Source organism: Haloprofundus salilacus (assembly GCF_020150815.1).
Lineage (GTDB): Archaea > Halobacteriota > Halobacteria > Halobacteriales > Haloferacaceae > Haloprofundus > Haloprofundus salilacus.
The window spans coordinates 148,855-168,223 of sequence record NZ_CP083724.1 but is presented as its reverse complement, the minus strand read 5'-3'; the positions used below and the strand labels follow the sequence as shown (position 1 = coordinate 168,223).

Below are 19,369 nucleotides of genomic sequence, written 5' to 3'. Positions count from 1 at the left end.
TCGGTTAGAGGAACTCCTCGAGTTTGGCGCTGCCGCCAGCATGCCAGCTTCTTCGGGGCCGGATCTTCACAGGAACCATTTTTTCGCCGCTGTCGTTCATGACGTATGCGTAGCCGGGGTCTTTCGGGATGTTCTCCATGTAGTGGCTAAGGGCATTCGTATCGTGCAGTTCAGACACTTTGTCGCCAACAGCATCGGAATCCTGTCCGGCGGTCAGCCGATGGATCACGACCGTGTCACACTGCGATAGAATCCTGCTGTCCAGTGCGCCCGGCTGCTGGGTTGCCATGACGACTGAAAGACCTGGCCGTCGTCCCTGCCGAACCCACTCCACAAGCGGCTCTGTACTTGGGACGGTCTGACCAGATGGTGCGAACAGGTGTGCCTCATCGAGGAATAGCCAGACAAGGGGGAAATCAATCTCTGAGTCGGCACCTCGAATGCGGGCAACTTCCTCACGGCTACGCTCGAAGCTCCGCTCATTGTAGGCTTTCCGAGCAAGGATCCCGGTCAACAGAGTCCGCAGGTTCCACGGTAACGCACCGGCACCGCTTAGATCAAGAACAACGAATTCGCCTCCTTTAACGATCTCGTCGATCGTGTTACCCGTGGAGCTGAAAACGCCCCACGAATCAGCCTTCTCCAAACGTCGAAGCAGAGCCTCCTTGATGTTGGCACTTTCCTCAGACCGTTCGACGCGTTCGATAACGTCGTGAAGGCCGTAGTACTGCCCGAATTCCTCTTCGACTTCTTCAATAATTTGAGCTAGTAACCCGGCCTGCGCTTGCGTCTCATCGATATCCAGCACATAGAACCAATCGTCCAAGGTGAGTTCTGAGGGGTAAAGCTCGAACCCTTCATGGAAATACTCACTCACATCCTCGTAGCGGTCCTCCAGCCCCGCTGGATAGTATACGGTGATAGGGTACTCTTCAGGCGTCAAGTCCCAGTCGCTCAGCGCATCCTTAGACTGAGTCTCAACCTGCAAACTCCAATAGATCCCCATCGCATCGACTACTAGTCCCGACAGGTTGTCCTGCACCATCCTTGGCAGCGACATCAGTTCCTCCATGAACACCCCGAGTGTGTGGGACTTGCCGGAGCCCCGCTTCCCACACACGGTTACCATGTGTGGGTTATTCAGATCAATATGGACATCCTCCCGCAACTCGCCTTGAGATGAGAACTTCCGGCCGATGTATCCGGCCAGTTGCTCGTTGTCTCCGCCGATAATCATTGTTCTTCTCCCAGCTTACTTCGGACGCGTTGCTTAATTAGGGTTCGACGAAGGGATTGGATATCGTTGTCGTCCCCATTTAGGGCGTTGATGACCTGTTCAAAGTCCGAATCCGACAGCCCCATCAAGGACTCGTCCACATCCACTTCCTCCGTCTCAAGGATCGTATCCGGTGATTCCGGTGCCCCATACCTGTCGAGCACCTCCGAGATCTCGTCCTCGTCGTAGGCCTCTTCTTCGATATGCTGCTTGATCCGGTTCCTCCACCGGTCCCACGGATTCTTATACTGGTCATAGTCAAAGTCAATAGCTGACTTGTCAAGAGCGTCCTCACAGCTATCCAGAACCCGGTGACCTTGGCCAGACCACGAACTTCCATCAGGAAGCCGGTCCTCCTGATTCTCCAAGTACTCGCGTTCCCCCTCCACCTGTTCCTCAAGCTCTTCGATTTCATCCTCAATCTCCCCGATGAGAAACTCCTTATCGGACTCCAGATCCGCGACATCATCGTCTGCCTCGTAGTCTTCAATGTCAGGTACGATTTGCCGTCGATGGCGTTCGAGTTCAGATACAGTCGGATCTAGGTCTCGTCCATCATCACTGAACTCGGACAGCACGTCTCCAATAGACAATCCTTCAATTAAGTCTTCGACAGTGGTCCTATCATAGTGGTCGTTGACCGTCGAGACGACAGAGACATCGATATCATCGAGGTTCAGATCAGGATCGGTGCCACTCAGTGAGGTGTAAGTCGATTCTAATTCCTCGACCTCGTTCATCAAGTCATATACATCCTCAGCCGCTTCTAGCTGGTCAATTAGCTGCTCGGTAGCCGGCGTAATCAGGAACAGAACCTCGGTTTCTAACTGTCCGAGCGGACGCAACTCCGCGATATAATTAGGGACATTGGTTCCGCTGAATGCAGGACTGCTTCCCAGGGTCCTGAGCCGCTGATCGAGGTGGCCATGTTCTACGGATAGGTCCGTATCGCAGTGTTCTTCTAGGTCATCAAGCCGGCCAGCTGCGGGGATATCATCGACATCTGTATAGGCCTCGCGGAGTGATGCAAGCTCGTCGGTGTCAATATCCTCTCCGCGAGCGCTCTTCAGCACTTGCTTCTCAACCGTTTTGCGAAGGTTGTCCTGGATGGTTTCCCATCTTGCTTCTTGGTCGCTTTCAGCGCCAATAATCGTCCCAGTATCGTCGAGAATCCACTCCTCGTTGTAGTCCCCAATGACGAACAGGAGGAAGATCAATGCCCGAGTAACATTATCGATCTCGGTCGTTCCGAAAATGCGGTTATACACCTCATCTTCGGTGACCTCATCATCCCCCTCCAGCATTTCTTTCAGCCCGTCTATATTGCTCTGGAAGTTGGCTGTATAGTTGTCAGTGATATCGCCATCATTCACGAAGGACTCGTTTTCTTCAAAGTTCTCAAGAGTATTACGAAGGTCATCACCAAACATCGGCTCAAAACTCAGATACGGATAGTTGGGCATCATTGCCTCAGGGATGTCTGGGTCAGTAAATTCGAGCGAGTCCTCGTACTTTAGATGCTGTACAGCATAGGCGAGATTCATCGCTTGCTTCCCATTGTAGATGCCGTCGTACCCCAGCCGATTGAGAACATAATCAGATCGGTATATACTGGATAGACCGTCATTCAGGTTTACCGGCGAGAAGAGGTAGTTGGTTTGGGTAAGCATCCGTAGCTGGCCGTCAGGGAGCCGTTCTTCGCCAGGGTTTTCTTCCTCAAGACCCCGGATCAGACAGAGCTTCGTCCAGAGCAGGTACCGGTCGAATTCAGACGAACTGGGATACTCCGAACGAAGCGTTGAGAGCACCTTTTCGGTTTGATCACGTTCCGTCTGATCATGTCGAATATCCGGGTTGAGGTCATTTTCTAAGTCCTCGGCAAGGTCTTCAGCTCGTCCGTAGCGTTCAGACACCTCGTACAATGCAGCGACGTCGTCGTCCTCGTCGGCCTCTGTGAGGCAGACGATGAACTCAAGGGCAGTCGGCTGGTCATCCGATGATTCAATCTGCAGTTCCTCCGGGATCTCCTTGAAGCACAAATATACCTTGTCCGTGTAGCTCAGCTGGCCATCAATATCGAATTCGATGTAGCTTGAGCTATCCGCATCAAACGGGATGTCGAAGACAGTGCGGGCGTCATACCATTCCCGATAGAGTTGAATCGGGCTGGTACCCCGCAGAGCTTCATCGGTGATGACGCCGTTGATTTCTTCGGAGAGATTGATCTCTGAGTCTGGAGCAGCTTCTGCTGTTAGCTCACCTGAGTCAAAGATCAAGCTTCCGTCATCATCAATATCAAAGTAATCGGTTCTCGTGCTTGCAGTGTCGATGAGGTGAGCTAGTTCCTCGTCACTGATGTCTATCGCGTACTGGTCTGCGAGGTCTCCTAGCTGTTCGGAACTGTAGAGAGCGGGATTTTGACTCTGGTACAGAATTCCATCCTCAGCTACCGCGAAAAGTAACCGCTGTTGTGTATAAGTACAGTCGTCAAAGTCGCCCTCAATACGCTCCTCAATGCTATCTCGTCCCGGGAGGTCATCAAGGTTCCCGCGATCCAACTCTCCCAGTTCATCACGTACCTCGTCGCCATACCGATATAGCATGTCGAGGTCGATAATTCCGTCCTGATCCCATCGCTTGAAATACTCGTTCGCAATCAGTTTGAAGTCACGGAATCCCCGAACAACGCGGTCTCCACCTTCCTCCCTGTATCCTTCTGTGATCGATAAAGCGAAATTCAGGAAGTCTTCGGTGAAGGGGTACACATAGGTCTCGTCATCGTCTGCATTCAGACGCGTTTCCCAGTCGTCCTTATCGTAGTCTTGGAGCAGTGGGAGAGTATAGCGGCGATATAGGTCCGCAAAGAGTCCCTTACTCTCTTCCCGAGACAGGTCAATGTTATACTCAATACTCTCTCTGACTCGGTCAGTCAGGTCACTTCTAGCGTTCAGAATTTCCGGCCAGTCCTGGAGTGGGAGCGTATTTGCAATGAGAATATATGGTGGCTCCTCAACGTCCTCGAAACCCACCACGGACTTTCGAATCATTTTGCGAACGATCGCTCGGAGTTTCAATTCTTCATCAGTCACTGGCCCGATATCGAATGCCTGCTCAAACTCATCCAGGCAAATAACCGGATATCGACCCGTCTCCTCTTTGTAAAGCCGAGTGAACCACGTAAGCGTCTCGTGGATATCTCCTGTAGTCAACTCCTTCACAGTCATCGCAATATCAGCAACTGTTGAAGGATCGTCAAAGACCTCCTCGAGGCGGTCCTGCTGTGAGGAGGGTAACGCCTGAAGATCGCTGACCGTAAGATTCGCCTTCTTCTGTTGGAATTCGTCAACCAGGTCTCCTTCGGAAAGCCCATCAGCAGGCGACACCAGCCCCTCAAAAATCCGTCCGAGCATCCGATTCGGGCTGTCACAGTCTTCAAGGCTAACCTCAACTGGATCAATAAGAGTTTCTCCATAGGTGAATTGATCATATTCCACCTGTTCACCATCTTTCACAAATTCCTTAGATTGGCTGCACAGGTCAACCAGATTGTTCATTAGCACCGTCTTGCCGGAACCATATGCTCCGTGCAGGACAACCCCCGGACTCTGTTTTTCGAGAAGGCCAGAGTGAATTCCTCGAATGATAGCATCCCTCTTGTCGGTGAGGATAAAACCAGATTCCGACGCGATAAAATCACGGAAATGAGGGTGTTCGTCCGTAGCAAGGGCTTCGCAATCTCGTTCGAATCCCTTGATGGTTTGTGCCTCGAGGAGCGTGACGATATGTGTTTGTGCTTGATCCATGGTATCTTATGTAGATGGGCGGACTCGGAAACGCATTAGTCCGGATTTGATGTATGATTCCTCGGGGACAACATAAACACGGCGACCAGCGACGTGTTCTTTAAGTGGACGTGTCATTAAGACGATCTTATTTCCCTCCCCATCATCTTCATCATCTGGACCGACGAACGCGAGCTCGAAGTCTCCGGAGAGACGGAACTGGAGCTCGTCAACGAAATCGAATACAGATCCCTGGGCAGCCTTGGCGTCTCCTGCTGTTACGATAACGAGTCTATTCCAGGGTTTGTTTAACTCGTCCATTACGGGTGCTACAAGCGCCATGAGAAGTCAGTCAACTACCTCCATGATCTTCCTGCCGTGGTACCTGCGGGTTGAAATGTGTCCTCCGTCCTCTAATTCACCTAATACTTCATCGATACGTGATGAATCCCAGTCAAAATCCATTTTCAGGATATGTTCAAGGTCCGAATATGGCATGTGGCGATCATTCTCTTCCAGAATCTGTAACACGATCTCTTCATCATTCTGTCGGAAGTAGAGGTACTGCGTGGGATCGATTTTCCATCGCCGGCCCTCCTTTGTTAGTATTCCTAGGTCATTAAGAATGCCGCCGATCGTCCCTGCAGTATTCGAATTCCCCTTCGCATTGAACTTCATCATATCATTGATCGCATTTCCTCGGTTGGTGCCGAGGTCGTAATTCCGCTCTGCAATTCGTTTGTCGAGGCCTTTGATAGCTCTCCAGAAGTACACGAAGTTGTCCCGGGATTTCTCGACTAAGAGTCGGAAGGCCGCAACATCCTGAGGTGAGGCCTCGACGAGGTCACGCCCTTCTTCGGTGAGATAGATCCCGTCCTCACATTGTTCGATGACCTCCACGGAGCCGGCGTATCCGGGCAGCGTGAAGGTGAACCACTCGTCAAGTGGATGGCTGAAGAGATTGTTGTCGCGTTCTTCGTTGATGGTCTCCATCTGTTCACGAAGATTTTCTTCAGAGATACCGGGATTTCTGGAGACCAAGCGGACAAACCGCTGCAGACCTTCGATAACCCGTTGGTTCCCTAACTGAGGGAGAGCAAGATCCAAGTCCTCCTTCTTAGCCGCTGCTCCGACAGCCTCATCAGTACTATCACTCATGGTTGTAGTTCAAACTCTAAGCGGACACCACATAATTCTCCAAGTGACGTACCGCCATGGTGGCCGTGGTCAGTTGCCCGTGGTCCCTTAACCGCATACCGTGACAGCGTCCCAATTGTTGGCGAATCAAATATTGCCTCACCCGAAGGCAGATCAACATCAATACCGGGCTGTTGTTCCAGTCGCATCATTGTGTCGTCTTCGACACTACTCGTCCACCCATACATGTACTTTGACCCAGAGTTTAGATAGGGCTTAACTCGGACTGCCTCTGCTATCGTCTCATCTGAGAGTGTTTCGTCATCCGAGATGTAGCGACGTGCCTCATTGAATGGAATCGGTCGACCTGAGCCTGCGAGGCCAAGAGGGACACGGGTCGTATTGGATCTGGTTTTTCCCTCTAACCGTTCGCAATTCATCTCAAATACCTCGTCCACATCCAGCGCCTCCGTCAGCATTGACGTATTGAACCGGTAGTCGGATCGGACAGAATCGATGATTTGCTCCCGCTCATACGTGGTGATTTTCCCGTGGTCCGACGCAACAACGAGAGATATCGATTCTGACTCAAATTCAGGTCCTGCATCTACGTACGCATTCTCAATAGCTGATACAATATCTTCGTAGATCTGATCAATGAATCCCCCTAACGTCTGATAGTAGTTAGAGAATTCAGAGAAATCGAGTGGCGTATGTAGGAAGGAATCGAAATCGCTGACGTATAATACGAAATCCGACTTCATAGCTTCTCGGGCTTCTGCCGGCCGAGACGGATCAGTATATACCTCAATACGTTGCCGAAGCGCGTTCTCCAGTTCACCAGTCAGCTCTTCTCTAACATCACGGAGAGATGCCTGCGACCCGGTCAGGTCTCGTGCCGTTGTCTGCCGAATATCCGCTATCTGCTCGGCAACACGCGTAATGCCTCGTTCGGAAAGATGGGTGGACTGGATGAGTTCGAAGCTGTGGGAGGTTGTCCGGTCAATGAAATCGAATGCATCGGGGCCATAGTCCTGATGGAGGTCATAGACATCGTCGCCTCGACGCGGCGCCCATCCATAGATTCCTGTTTCGGAGGCAGGAAGTCCAGAGAGCAGTGTTGTCATCGCAGAGGGTGTATAGGAGGGGAGATTCGAATAGAGCACATCGACATCCGCAGGGTCTCTGCCCAGAGCATCCAATTGCTGAATCACCTCAAAGTCTATCAGGCCGAAGCTATCAATAACCAGGAAAACTCGGACGTCGCTCTCCGACCCCGGTTCTAGCACATCTGCAATATGGGGATGCTCGTTCGAGCTGACGATTTCTGGATAGGATGAGACAACAAGGTCAGTAAACGCGTCGTATTTCCGCACCAGTGTTGTCAGCAAATCCGACTCGGACGGAGCTGTCGGCGTCGATTCCAAGACGAACTCAGACCATCGACGGAGAAACTCAGGAAGATTCTCCAACGAGACATCCATCCCCTGGATATCCGCCGCTTCTTCTTCCAACTCAAGATGATCGAGGAGCCGGCCCCTCGCCTCATTCATCACGGTCAAGTGGGGATAGGCAACGACATCCTCCGCTTCTAATTCTATTGCTGCCCGCCAATACGGTACAGCAATATCTATCCACTCCTCACCAGAGAGCTCCTGGTTAACGGCTTCCCCACCAGATATCATGACAAGCTCTGTAATGTGCTGGAGGAAACGCCCAAATCGATTAAGGGCGTTCCGGGTCGGTCGCTCCCCCAGTTCGCCGCTCGCAAGTTGCTCAGCCTCGTCACCAAAGGTATCTTGAGCCGCGGCGAAACGCCGTGATATCTCGTCGTCGTCAGCCCCAGCAAACACGAGGCCAAAGTGGGACGCTAATAGCTCTCCTGCATCAAATGGATCAGCGTACCGTAACTCAACATCATCGCCGCCAATCTCGTTGACCGCTGCCTGCAGCGTATCGATAAAGTCCCGGTCAACTGTTGTGGGAGCAAGATCCTCGATATTCCGTGAGGACTCCCGAGAAATCACGGTTTCCAAAGCTAACCGCCGAAACGTCACAATCACCTCCTCCCCCAACTGCCTGAGATGCAGTAAGACATCGCGCTTCCCCGTCCCTGTCGGGATATCCTCGCCATAATGATCGACACACTGCACGGTGAAGACGTTCCGTTTCTGATTATCTTCTAGCCGATCAAACACCGTCTTCTCTTGGAGATTCAGAACACGCAGAAAGAACTCGGCTAATGGCTCAGGAGCATCTGAGATATCATCGTACCGGATATACACATCATCATAAACATCTTCCTGTGTTCGCTGCAACGCTACGGTGTCGACAGTTTTCCCGACAGCACCGGCTACCACAAGCCGGGTCAGATACTCAGCCAACGACAGATCGTGTCTATCAAGCGAGGCATCGACCGTTGCTCCGTAGGCCTCTCGCTGAGCAACGTTCGAATCCTCAATCCCTAACCGCTTGAATTCCAGGAACGATGAGCCGATGACGTCGTCTCGTCGATCGATAAATGCGGGCGGACAAATAACAACTGCAGAATTAGTGCCCGGTTCGCGTGTTATGAAATTGATCGCGCTGTGTACTGTTTCTTCGAAGTTCTCGAAGGTACGAGGATAATGAAGACATCGAACGGAATCATCCGCGAGTTCTGTGAGAAGCGTCCGACCCAGCGGAACGGGATAAGTAGATGGAATGTAGTACAGGACCCCGGCCGTTTCAGTTAGCTCAGAGCTGGTTTCTGTAAGGTTGGTAATCCCGTCGAATTGGAGAGAGGGTTCGGCAGAATCCTCTAAATCCGTGAGCATAGTCGAATCCACTGACTGCCCGGTACAAAGTGTTTGCCCCCGCATCTACCACGATTCATCCAGCCTACTCAGGGATTAGATCTGTCTGACTTCACCCAGACAAGGTAGTCCCTTTCTCTGCCGTCACCAGTTCTAACTCCAGAACATTATTGTATGGCTGGATGATAAGAGATCCGCTCTTCGGTAATCTTTCTAGCCAATGATTCCCTCATAAAGTGATTATAGCGACAATCCCCAACGGTTGAGCGCAGATGTATGCAGCATCCTCGAAGTATGTACCTCTTCGTCGACTTCGGTGAATGCAGGTGCATAAATCAACCCTCCGTTCAGCCTGATGGGATGGCCGGGAGGGTTGAGCGAACGGGGTTGACACGAACCCAACAGTCTAGACAACTCTCATAAAAGTACCTTAGTGACGGACAGTTGCAGGGACTTCGTTATGATGGGGTAATCCTTCAGACGGTGACCCATTGACCGTGAGTTGATCTCAATGTTTAACGGGAGTCACGTACGCTCTTACCAACGATACTTTGATACCCCGAACAGTTCAAGAACGCATCTTGTGTCGAAAGCTGGGGATTGATCTCATTCGTCGAGACAAACGCGACAGTCATCAACCGAACGGCTGAGGGAGTGTACGTTGCAGTTACACACTCGTTCAGTTACACAATGGAAAAGGTTACGCTGAACAACTCGATGGAACTGGTTGTGGCGGATGCTGGGTCGGATGCTCGCTACCTCGTTACCGCTGCCGATGTCAAACGTCTCACTGGAACCGACGTATCGCCCTGTTAGTGTATAGTCTATCCTGAGATATTCGATCTGCTCACACCAAGTACCGAGCCGATAACCGATACGCGCGCTGTATTCAGCACGGCCTCAACGAACTATCAGCAACTGAGTATTTTAACAGACCCTCACTGTCCCCAAAGGGGTTCGGGGGCAGGAAAACGCCCTCAAGGACAAACAATGGCAACGCTCCAAGCAGCGACGACGTCGACCGGCGCAGTCGTAACCGATGCACAGGCAGTCCGCCAGCTCTGCGAAGCACATTGCTTCGGGACCCTGAATTGGAATACAAGTGCGAACGTGAAGGAACGCACTTCGTCGCCGTGAATCCGCACGGAACAACGAAAGAGTGTGCGTCCTGCGGCGTTTTGACGGACAAGCCGCTGTGGGTGCGCGAACACTCGTGTCCGGCGTGTGGGTTTGAGGCGGATAGAGATGCGAACGCGGCGTGGAACATTCTTTCTCGCGGTGTGAAGAAGCGGTTAGGAGCGGGACGATCCGAATCAACGTCCTCAGAATCGCCTTGCGATTCTGATGTGCGAACGAGAGATTTGCTCTCGTTAACGCCTGTGGAGACTGCGCTCCCTGTGGACACCTCGGTATCTGCAAAGCGCGTGGTGGAAACAGGAAGCCCCAATCTCAAGCGCGAGCCAAAAGTCGAGCGGTAGGGTGGGGTAGTTCACTGCGTCCCAGTGGGAGTAGTGAAACGTGTAAGTGCCGTCGATTTGGACTCATGCTTGCCCCTTCACAAATTGACCTCCTCCCGCGCCTAAAGACGCGGGAATCCCACCACGGGATTTCAGGCCGAGCGTCTGCTCAACCTTCTGGTTTCAAGACGCATACGTTCCAAGCGTCGCCTGCTGGGTGTCAGCATCGGCTTGGCTGTCTTGTGGCGCGGTCAAACGCGCCCCATCCTCAGCCGAGTCATCGTCATTCTCGTGTTCTCTGGAACAACTCTCTCCGCTGAGGTAGCGGTCTGCGATGTTCACCGCTCCGTTCACGTCCGCTTGATACTCGCCCATCCAGCAAGCGTCGTTCGTACACTTGAACGTCGCCTGCTTCGGACGATACCCCACCTCACCGCAAGCATGGCACTCCTTCGAGGTGTTGCGCGGGTTCACCGTCTCAACGGGGAAACCCTTCTCGACGGCCTTGTAGCGTATCTGCGCGTGGAGTTTGGCGAACCCCCATCCGTGGAGACGACGGTTCATGTACTCGCCGGAGTCCATCGACTCTCGGATGTACGTCAGGTCTTCCAGAACAAGAACGGGGTTCTCGACGGACTCAGCGTACTCCACGACTTCGCGGGTGACGCGGTGGAACACATCGTCTATCTGGTTCCACAGGTCGTCTCCGAAAGACTCCGCGATACGTTCGCTTCCCCGCGTCTGGAGCCGTTTCGTGGCGGTGAAGTAGGTCTTGCGGAGCCGACGAACGGTTTTCCCCTCGTCAGCCCACAGTTCGGGAGCGGTCGGGCAACCGTAATCGTCGCGGTGACACACCGTGACGAGCGACGCTTCCCCAATATCGACACCGATGGGCGTCCGTTCTTCGGCGGACACCTCGGAACCATCCTCCACGTCGCGGGTGGCGGTGACGTGAAGATACCACGTCCCGTCCCGCTCGAACAGCCGACTTTCGCCCATCGTGGCGTCTCCCGCGTTCAACGCTTCCAACCAGTCCCGTTGTTCGGGATTCGGTTGTGCTGGCATCCAGAGGTGGTAGTCCTCGTGGTGCGGGATTTTGACGTACCACTCGATAGCGTTCTCGGGCTTGTGGTCGAGCCGTAGCCCTTCGTTCGTGAACCGAACAGGGTGGTCGTCGTGAAGTTCGCCCGCGTTGTACGTCGTCGTGAGTTGCGGGACGTACTTCTTGAGCGCGTTCTTCGCGTACCCGCTCAGGTCGTAGTTAACCACCACGTCGTTCGCTTCGGTCTGCGTGGTACAGCGGGCGTCGAAGGCGTCGTGAAGCGCCTGCTGGTACGCCTCGCGCGTCTTACAGAGTTTCCTCCGTTTGTGCGCGTTCGGGGCGACCAGTTTCAGTTCCAGCGTCTTCGTGAGTTCGGTCACGACTCGTCCTCCTCGTGACGCTGGATGTAGTTCTTGACCGTCTCGTTCGATACGTGTCCTGCTGTCCCTGCGTAGTAGCCCCTCGACCATCCGATTTTCTCGCCGTCGTGGTCGGCGTAGCGGTGGTTGTACTTCCGCGAACTGATGCCTTTGAACCAGTTAGCGAGAAGGGATGGTGCGTGCTTCGGTGGACTACTGACGAACAGGTGGATGTGGTCGGGTTGTACGGTCAGGTCGAGTATTTCGAGGCCTTTGTCGTCGGCTATTTCGTGGAGGATGGTTCGCACACGGTCTGCGACCTCGTTGACGAGTACCGAGTTGCGGTACTTCGGCAACCACACTATGTGGTAGTTGAGGTTGTAGGTCGCGTGGCGTGTGGTCTTCATCCGTGTTACACACTATAGGGTCGTGGAGTATTAGTACTGACGGTGAATCGGTGGGAAATCCAGTCGTAGCGTCGTCGGTGGGGATGTACGCTATTGTCCGCTTGACCCCCGCCTAAAGACAGGGGTATGCGCTCGTAACTGTATCATTGCGACGACCACAGTGTCTGTACGCGTTGCTCTATCGCGGTAAGCACTGTCGAGTATACTTCGAGTGGATGGAGCGATGGGAGTTCGAGGTCAGTGATTTCGTCCGCAGATGGTGGCTCATGGAAATGCAATCGGGTGTTGTGCGTGTTCGGGTGCCGGTCCCAGCGACACTCCCAACGTTCCCCATCCTCGTGTTCTTCGACGTAGTGGACCGAGAAATCACCTGTCGTGAACCATCGGATGTCGAGTCGGGCTGCTGTCACCGAGTCCGGGTATCGTCCAGCGTCGAGCAGTCCATGAAGCAATCGGGGTTCGTAGGAATCCGGGTCAAACGCAGTCTCCGCCACGAGTGAATCTGACGAAAGGTATCGCTCTAGCAGGCGCAGCGTCTGCCGATCCGGTGGGCCTGTCGAGTGTGGCGCTGAATCCTCCGGTGGCTGGCTCATTTACGCCGAAATCAGGTGCCCGTCGTTCTGGGAGAGCTGGCGAGCAAGTTCATATAGCCGGATATCTCGAATCACACCCTGCCACTCGCTGACTGCGGTCATTCGCTCGTGGATAGTTTCGTGATTACCGTGGTCAAACACGTTGATAGCCGTCGGGTCTGTCGTCTCGAATTGCGCTTCGTATTCCGTCCGTTGCGCTTCAAGCGCTTCCACGCGGTCAATGATCTCTTCGACCGAGAGGTCGGTTGCGATCCGACTGGCGTCCTGCCATTCGAGATACCCTTCGTTTCGTACGTATGTCGCCGGGCGGCTGTCTCTATCGGCTCGGGTGATGCCCATCTCCGCCAAGCGGTCAAGGTGCTTTTTGGCGGCGTTTGGAGAGCAGTCTGCAAGCTCAGCGATTTCGGTGTACGCAGTCGGAGACGTAACTCCGAGAACGACGTCGTAGACACGACCAAACGTGTCCGTTCCCGCCTGCCACCGTCGCTGGGGAGCGTCCGACTCGGGAGCAGGATCGAACTCTGTCATACCTACCTATAGGCGGCTTCTCCCAATATATTTTCTGTTTCTTCATATATGTGCGATAGGGCGGGGTTGGTTCGCGGGAGAGCCGCAATCGGCTCTGTTGAACCCCAGCACATGGCAAAATCGACATGCTGGGTTCAGAGGATACAGTCATCTACCCACGACTCAAGTCGTGGGCTTGAACGTGGGACTCCCCCTCTGACGACGCAAGGTCGTAGGCAGTGTAATCGCCATTCGGATTCAGCGTCCCGTTCTTCAGGGCGAGATGACCGTCGCCCAACCCCGAGGGACGTTTGCCCTCGGGTACAGTTAATAACTTCAGACCAATGTTCTTGGAAGCGTTGTAATCGCCGTCGTACTCCTGACCACACTCGTTGCACTCAAACCACCCTGTCTCGCTATCGCGGTTCGTGCTAGATTGGTGTCCACATCGAGAACACGTCTGCGACGTAAACGCAGGCGGTATCTGTTCGACACGAATCCCGTATTCGCTGGCCTTGTATGCGAGAATTTCCTGCAACTCTCGGAAGGCCCACTGGTGCATTTGGCGACGGATCTGGTCGTTGCCGTTCCACATCCGTTCGCGGATATGGGTCAGGTTTTCGACGGCGATGTACGAACAGTCGTGGGTACGGGCTTCGTCCACGAGACGCCGAGAAATGGTGTGCAAGCGGTCCAAGACGAAGCGGTTTTCTCGTCCCGACAGTCGCGCGAGTGCTTGCTTCGCGGAACGAGTGCCTTTGTCTTGGAGGCTACGGCGGACTCGGAAGTAGTGGTTCTGTCCCCACAGTAGTTCGCCACCATCGAAGAAGCGACCCGTGCTGGTCACGGCGACGTTCTTCAAGTTCAAATCGACGCCCATCACGCGGTCGCCACTACGTTCCTCAACCTCTTTTAGGAGGACTATGTGGAGGTAGAATGAGTCGTCGTCTTCACGGTAGTGCAACGTCCCCATCCGCTTTTCGTAGTCGTCGTCATCGAGGTATGACCGCTGGTAGTCCCCGAGAACGTATTCGACGGCGACTCTCCCGTTGATGGTCGAAAGCGTGGCTGACCTATCCTTGATGGTCAGCGTTCGTTTGTCGTAGATGGCAGACGGTTGCTTGAAGCGCGGGATCGGTCTGCTGTTACCTTTCTTCCACTCGGCAACTGTGGACTTCATCGCTTCGACCGCCTTCGAGTACGCACGAACACAGAGGTTCGCGGGTAGGTCGGTCTCGTCCCGAAGGTCGTAGTACACTTTGTCGTGTATCTTCGACTTGTTCAGAATGAGGGAGTCATCGTCGTTGCGACCGTGTTCGACAGTATAGTTGCAGGCGTGGTTGAACTGGTCGATGGTCTGATGAAGGTCATCCCGTCGCTCGTCGGGTACGTCAAGTTTGACGGGAATGGTTCGTTTGACCTCCATTGTGACTTCACATGCGCGACCACCTATTATGTGCGTTTGGGAGTCGGCATACTGTCGTCGGTGGATTAGTTGACTGTTGTCGGATTCCTCCCACGACTCAAGTCGTGGGCTTCCTCCTCGAATCTGTGTGAACTACCACGCTCTGAAGGGCGTGGCATTCAGCGTGAACTCCCATTCTCACCCAATAGAGGGGTAGGCGAATACTCGCCGTTTACATTCGACGTCTCGCTGTTCAAGCGTACGCCTACGGGTGCGCCTCCACGACCAGACTTTTGCTGGTCGCAAAGATACTTCAGACTGATACATTACCGTGTATTTCATCCTTCACGGCTCTGTTCTCGTGCTAATGTTTGCTCAATAAGAACCTTTATTCCACGACGTAATCTGTCTGAGACTGCCTGATGTGAGATAGAGAGCTGTTCAGCGAGATCGTCTCCTGTTACCTTCCGTGGGACATCGAAGTAACCACTGTTATATGCTGTGAGAAGAGCAGAACGTTGCTTTTCCGAAAGCGCATAGGAGTGAACCCCAGATGTGGTCGGAGTAAATAATTGGTGCAGTGTCACTTGTCCCTCTTCTTTGAAGTGGTTCATAAATTCGGAGAAATGATTGCGGGATTCAAAACGGACGCGCATCCGCCATTCGTCACCCGATCCACGGGCATCAAGAATGACTCCCTCGTGATCGAGAATGATGCGCAGACGTTCGCTAACAACGTCTGCCCATTGGATTTGATATAAGCGCTCAGTGGAGAACGAATCGGTCAACTCTGATTCATCAACAGTTGGGTCTTCATCAAGTACGGTCTCGAATTGCTCCCACTCGTTTCCAACTACACGGAGAAACGGCATGATGTAATCAGGACTGTGAGCAACTAACAGGTCTAACTCGGCTGCCGTCTGCGGGGCAGATTTGAGTGTGTGCGCTAAGCAGAACGCATCAGCGGGAACACTGAAATCTGCAATGACACTCATGAGAGGACATTATGTCAATACAAGTCTTGAGACTACCCATTAACTAAGATATCTGATAGTCCGTGGTATTGGTCTCTCTGGTTCTCCTATCACTCCTCAAAATTCTCCTCGACATCTGAGCCAACAGATAGAAAACTTCGCTACATAATCTTCCTCACCTCGTGAGGGATACGCGCTATGTATTCAGCATACTCGTAGAAACCTACTTAGTCTGTGTCAGAAGTCGTATGCTGCATGCAGAGAGCAAAAATGGGTTGGATTACCGACTCTCGTTGGATTCAAACTCGCGTTCAACTTCGAGTTCCTCGTCCCCCACCTGTACAGTCACCGTCATCGTATCCGCGTTGGGAATCTCGAATGTGATTTCGCCATTGGCGTCAGTCGTGCCAACCTCTTCATCGTTAACGAAGACGTCCGCGTTCTCGACGGAACTGTCGTTCTGTGTGACGCTCAGCGTCGCGTTCTCGCCTTGTGAAACATTACTGATGAACGTCGCGTGAAGCGATGACGTCACCTCCTTTTTTTCCTTCTCGCCTTGTTCACTTGTGGGCTCGAACTTTACCTCGCGGGCCGCCTGGTCGCCACCCTCCTTTACCGTGACTTTCAGCGTCTCATCATTGGGGACCTCGAACGATAACTGGCCATCGGTATCGGTTTCGCCGACGACTTGTTCGTTGACGACGACGGTCGCGTTCGCAACTGGTTTGTCATCGCGAGTGACCTCGGCGGTGACGTTCTCTCCCTGTGAGACGTTGCCGACCAGTTCCAGGTTCAGTCCCTCACGCTGTTCTTCGTCGTCCTTGGGTTTGATCGGGACGTCCGTGCCGGACTCGCTGATCACCGGCTTGAGGATGTACTTACCACTGTTCCCGGCTTTGTGGACCGTGATGTCGAACACGAAGTTCACCTCGGAGCCGTTCTCTACTGTGAACTCGTTTGTTAGCTGCAGTTTCTTGCTCGGTAGCTTCACGCGCTTCTGCTCTCCGTTTTGGAGCGTCGCGTTCACGTTACTGACGTGGATGAACACCTTGCTGTAGGTGCCGTTCTCGAGGTTGTACTTATCGATGAGCGTGGCGTTCGCGCCTTGCAGTTCCGTGAGATCGATTGTTTGGGCGTCAACGTCGTGTCTGACCCATCCGCCACCGTCTGCCGCTGCGCGTTCGAAGCCGACACGCGTTACTGTCACGTTGAGATGCTGGAAGTCACCGATTGCGTTCTCTTCATCACTGATGTAGAAGGCGACCGTTCCCGCGTTTGTGCTCACCGCTGTTGCGGCCGTAGCTACGGCATTGGACTGGCTCGTATCCGTTGTCGGAGTCGTGGCGTGCTCGGAAGTATCCGCTGTCGGAGTCATTGGGGACTCTGAGATACCGCCCGCGCAGCCGGCGAGGAGAACCATGCCAACCACGAGCAGCACCTGAAGAGGGTATCGCACCATACTAGATTACTGAATATACTATCACTACTTTAATTATGTTGGTTGCAAATACGAGCTTGCTCTGTTCAGTTTCGTCCTGACGAAATGTGGCGATTCGATTGTGAGTTAGGCCAAGTACGGCCGTGAGCTACACAAAATCGAGGAGAAAGCTCATAACTTTAGTCGTGGATGATGAATTGTCGCGCTTGGCTTTCTTCTTAATCAGGACTTCTTTGCTGCTTACGTCGAAGCACTTGAGGCGGCGTATGGCGATCCCGTCGCCGACAACGAGCATCTTGTTCCTCTTATCGATACGATTTTTGCCGAGTCATTAGCAGAGGTCTACGAACTACCTGACCATTGAAGGCCAGTCATCAGCTACGGCATGGTGTTGCTGTAGTCTCGATATCAACATTGAAGGATTCCAACAGAGCCCGGCCAACCTAAAATCAGGTCCTTAAAAATGGACAATTCTCGGTGACTGAGGCTGCGAGGCTTATTCACACCAAGATTCCAATTTCAACTACTGTCCTCCACCAAGTCTGCGAGGTTAGCCAAGGAGTCGGTCCATCCAGCAGTTGCATCCTCAGTTCTGATGTTTTCTGGAATCCTCTCTTGGTGGACAGTGACCTCGGTTCCATCCGGAACCGCCACGAAGGTGACCGTGACAAGCATCTCACCTGCCATTGCCGGGTCGTCAGTTTCGAATGCGTCGGTGTGAACGATGCGTTCACTCGGCTTCAACTCTTTATAAGTCCCACCGAATGAGTGGCCGTAATCCGCGAATTCCTCGGTGTCGCCCGTGAACGTGATGCGGAATTTCCCACCAACTTCAGGCTCCAATTCGTGGACTTCAGCAGAAAAGCCAGTTGGTGGTAACCACTGGGCGAGATCGTCTGGGTCAAGGAATGCCTCGTAGACTCGCTCAGGAGGGGCCTCAATAACACGACTCACCGTGATGCTCTGTCCCGCATTCGGATCCTGATTCGTCATCGGCTAGTCGCCTCCTCTATCGACTCCAGTAACTCTGCAAACCGCTCCCATGTTTCTCGAGCGCCGTCTTCCATTCCTGATTCAAGCATTGCATCGCGGTCCGCTCTAGACTGGGAGACAGACTGGACCGTCAACCGTGTTTTGCCGTCCTGTTCGTCGAACGTCGCGGTCTCGAGTTGGACGCGTCCTGGTGTGCCCTCGAATTCGAACGTCTGTACAATCCGTTCGGGTTCAACGATGTCGTGGTAGACACCGTGGAAGCCGTACTCGTTTCCGTCTCCGTCGTAATTGAGGAACCGCCAGATTCCACCGGGGCGCACGTCCATCTCGTCAACGGACGTCAAGTAGCTTCTCGGCCCCCACCACTCCGGAATCAGTTCTGGGTCCGTGTATGCCTCGAAGACGCGTTGCCGTGATGCCTCGAATGTTCTCGCGATCTCGATTGTTTGGCTGTCCGGCTCAGCCGTCAGCGCCGTTTCGGTTCCCACTTCTGTGGTCCTTTGTTCGTCGGTCATTGGTCTTCTTCCTCCAGATGGTTGGCGAGTGCGTCGAATCGATCCTCCCAGAAGACACGGTAGCGGGTCAGCCAGCCGAAAGCCGCACTCAACGGTGCTGCGTTGAGGTGGCATCGGCGAACCCGTCCGTCCTTCTCGACTTCTATTAAACCCGCATCCTTCAGCACCTGCAGATGTTTCGACACTGCCGCCAAAGAGACATCGTGAGGGTCGGCGAGTTCACTGACACTCTCAGGGCCACCGGCAAGCTGTTCGAGGAGTTCCCGACGGATCGGGTGGGCAAGCGCTTGGAAGATTGCGTCCAAGTTGAGGTCGTCCGAGGTCTGTTCAACCATCTAGTTGAATGGACGTGCTGTAGCTATTTAACTATCTAGTTGAATATTGTCTGGAGGGGCTCTCCCTGCGAAATTTCGGAAAAGAGGTTGGTCTCGGTCACTCTCCAAAAAGACCGGGCACGTCGGACACTCGATGCGATGATTGAACTCGTTAACGGTCATCTCACACAGAAGAAGCAGCGCCGCGTCGGAGGACTCTCTGAGACCGAGTGGTGCATCGTCCTCGAAGGATGTCCCCAACGGACTCGCTACAGGCTTATTCGGTCGCACAAGACCGGTCAGTGAACGCCTTATGAACTGAGGCGATGAAGATAACCCAGCCGGAGTGTCTCGGGGCGGAAAGCCCGAGGCGCT

General features: G+C 53.4%; 15 protein-coding genes and 1 pseudogene. 1 reads left to right on the top strand and 15 read right to left on the bottom strand.

Features of this window, described 5'->3' with window-relative positions:
- Positions 1–4: 4 nt before the first annotated feature.
- Genes LAQ58_RS17525 through LAQ58_RS17505 form a run of 5 tightly spaced genes read right to left on the bottom strand, consistent with a single transcriptional unit; the run spans position 5 to position 9,011 of the window.
- A complete protein-coding gene (locus tag LAQ58_RS17525; protein ID WP_224450549.1) occupies positions 5–1,237 on the bottom strand; it encodes an ATP-binding protein in 1,233 nt (410 codons plus the stop codon).
- The gene (locus LAQ58_RS17520) at positions 1,234–5,079 is read right to left on the bottom strand and encodes a hypothetical protein (protein WP_224450548.1); all 3,846 of its coding nucleotides are present in this window, start codon (positions 5,077–5,079) and stop codon (positions 1,234–1,236) included. The genes LAQ58_RS17525 and LAQ58_RS17520 overlap by 4 nt, the downstream gene beginning before the upstream one ends.
- A 6-nt stretch (positions 5,080–5,085) precedes the next feature.
- Entirely contained in the window at positions 5,086–5,379 is a 294-nt protein-coding gene (locus tag LAQ58_RS17515; RefSeq protein ID WP_224450547.1) for a hypothetical protein, read from the bottom strand.
- 27 nt (positions 5,380–5,406) lie between these two features.
- Positions 5,407–6,216 carry a hypothetical protein gene (locus LAQ58_RS17510; protein WP_224450546.1) on the bottom strand — a complete coding sequence of 270 codons (810 nt, stop codon included), beginning with the start codon at positions 6,214–6,216 and terminating at the stop codon, positions 5,407–5,409.
- A complete protein-coding gene (locus LAQ58_RS17505) occupies positions 6,213–9,011 on the bottom strand; it encodes an alkaline phosphatase family protein (protein ID WP_224450545.1) in 2,799 nt (932 codons plus the stop codon). The genes LAQ58_RS17510 and LAQ58_RS17505 overlap by 4 nt, the downstream gene beginning before the upstream one ends.
- Before the next feature lie 1,007 nt (positions 9,012–10,018).
- On the opposite strand from LAQ58_RS17505, the pseudogene LAQ58_RS17500 reads away from it, so the two are divergent.
- Positions 10,019–10,468, top strand: a pseudogene (locus LAQ58_RS17500) (zinc ribbon domain-containing protein); the annotation flags it as partial.
- A 162-nt stretch (positions 10,469–10,630) separates the two neighbouring features.
- Here LAQ58_RS17500 and LAQ58_RS17495 read toward each other — a convergent pair.
- From LAQ58_RS17495 to LAQ58_RS17450, 10 genes are all read right to left on the bottom strand, one after another.
- Positions 10,631–11,869: an RNA-guided endonuclease InsQ/TnpB family protein gene (locus LAQ58_RS17495; protein ID WP_224450544.1), complete on the bottom strand. Its 1,239-nt coding sequence runs from the start codon at positions 11,867–11,869 to the stop codon at positions 10,631–10,633.
- Positions 11,866–12,255 (bottom strand): IS200/IS605 family transposase, encoded by a 390-nt coding sequence (tnpA, locus tag LAQ58_RS17490; RefSeq protein ID WP_224450543.1) that lies wholly within the window; start codon positions 12,253–12,255, stop codon positions 11,866–11,868. Before tnpA ends, LAQ58_RS17495 begins: the two co-directional genes overlap by 4 nt.
- A 143-nt stretch (positions 12,256–12,398) precedes the next feature.
- Entirely contained in the window at positions 12,399–12,848 is a 450-nt protein-coding gene (locus tag LAQ58_RS19180; RefSeq protein WP_425490743.1) for a toxin-antitoxin system TumE family protein, read from the bottom strand.
- Positions 12,849–13,376 (bottom strand): DUF7342 family protein, encoded by a 528-nt coding sequence (locus LAQ58_RS17485; RefSeq protein ID WP_224450542.1) that lies wholly within the window; start codon positions 13,374–13,376, stop codon positions 12,849–12,851.
- A 151-nt stretch (positions 13,377–13,527) separates the two neighbouring features.
- A complete protein-coding gene (locus LAQ58_RS17480; RefSeq protein ID WP_224450541.1) occupies positions 13,528–14,781 on the bottom strand; it encodes an RNA-guided endonuclease InsQ/TnpB family protein in 1,254 nt (417 codons plus the stop codon).
- 317 nt (positions 14,782–15,098) lie between these two features.
- Positions 15,099–15,755 (bottom strand): helix-turn-helix domain-containing protein, encoded by a 657-nt coding sequence (locus LAQ58_RS17470; protein WP_224450540.1) that lies wholly within the window; start codon positions 15,753–15,755, stop codon positions 15,099–15,101.
- Between the two features lie 259 nt (positions 15,756–16,014).
- A complete protein-coding gene (locus tag LAQ58_RS17465; RefSeq protein WP_224450539.1) occupies positions 16,015–17,154 on the bottom strand; it encodes a DUF4382 domain-containing protein in 1,140 nt (379 codons plus the stop codon).
- 537 nt (positions 17,155–17,691) lie between these two features.
- A complete protein-coding gene (locus LAQ58_RS17460) occupies positions 17,692–18,165 on the bottom strand; it encodes an SRPBCC domain-containing protein (RefSeq protein ID WP_224450538.1) in 474 nt (157 codons plus the stop codon).
- Positions 18,162–18,680 (bottom strand): SRPBCC family protein, encoded by a 519-nt coding sequence (locus LAQ58_RS17455; protein ID WP_224450537.1) that lies wholly within the window; start codon positions 18,678–18,680, stop codon positions 18,162–18,164. The genes LAQ58_RS17460 and LAQ58_RS17455 overlap by 4 nt, the downstream gene beginning before the upstream one ends.
- Positions 18,677–19,015 (bottom strand): ArsR/SmtB family transcription factor, encoded by a 339-nt coding sequence (locus tag LAQ58_RS17450; RefSeq protein WP_224450536.1) that lies wholly within the window; start codon positions 19,013–19,015, stop codon positions 18,677–18,679. The genes LAQ58_RS17455 and LAQ58_RS17450 overlap by 4 nt, the downstream gene beginning before the upstream one ends.
- Positions 19,016–19,369: the final 354 nt, after the last annotated feature.